The sequence below is a fragment of the Synechococcus sp. H60.1 genome, from assembly GCF_047462335.1.
Lineage (GTDB): Bacteria > Cyanobacteriota > Cyanobacteriia > Thermostichales > Thermostichaceae > Thermostichus.
Genome location: NZ_JANSJA010000198.1, coordinates 1 through 725, shown reverse-complemented (window position 1 = coordinate 725; position 725 = coordinate 1). Strand labels below are relative to the sequence as shown.

General features: G+C 53.9%; 1 protein-coding gene. It reads right to left on the bottom strand.

Features of this window, described 5'->3' with window-relative positions; genetic code table 11:
- Positions 1–243 precede the first annotated feature (243 nt).
- Positions 244–537: a PepSY domain-containing protein gene (locus NW852_RS10170; RefSeq protein WP_414426704.1), complete on the bottom strand. Its 294-nt coding sequence runs from the start codon at positions 535–537 to the stop codon at positions 244–246.
- Positions 538–725 lie beyond the last annotated feature (188 nt).

Sequence of the window (725 nt, the reverse complement as noted above, 5' to 3'; positions counted from 1 at the left end):
TCCGGTTCATTTCCCGTTGAATTTCGTCAATTTCCCGGAAGGGATCCCAGCGAACCAGAGGCATATCTATCCACCTCCTAATCAGATTTTGGTTAACTTTTGGTTAACTTCTCTTTAAGCTTTACTCACAAGGCTTTAGCCTAGCCTCTGTACATTAAAATAAGCTTTCTGGCTGGCTCCAGAGGTCGAGTTTTCTGGAAATCGGTTGGGGTATTTTCTCACCCAAGAATCAGGAGAAAGCTCTCAGGAATCGCTGCGCTTGGAGAGGTGATGGGATCTTGTCTGCAACCACAGACTTAGACCGGTAGCCACCATCACCAACAGCCCCAAGCCGTTTAAGAAGGGGTAGATGGCCTGCAGATCCAGCGGCCCCCACTGCCCTTTGTGGATTTGGATTAGCCAGTAGTAGTCCAAGTTGCCGTTGAGGCGGGCAATTTGGTAGAGGGATCCCGTTACCACCGTCACTACCAGGGGCAGGGCCAGGAGGGGAGCCAGGGCGCGGTGGATCTGGCGGGTGAGTTTTCGGGACAGGGCCATCAGGATTTCTCCAAGGCTAGCAAACCATGCTGCCATGGTATCAGGGTGGCCCCTTTAGGAACGGATCCCGAGGACTTCCTCCAGCTTGGGCATTTGTTCGCGGGGGATGATCCGCCCTTCGTCCTCAAAGCCGGGGATCTCGTGGAAGTTGAGGTAGCGGTACAGCTCGCCGGCAAAGGGCTGGATCT

What these genes read in the sequence shown, in the direction of transcription:
- NW852_RS10170 (WP_414426704.1), bottom strand. Translation starts at nt 537, where the DNA reads ATGGCCCTGTCCCGAAAACTCACCCGCCAGATCCACCGCGCCCTGGCT.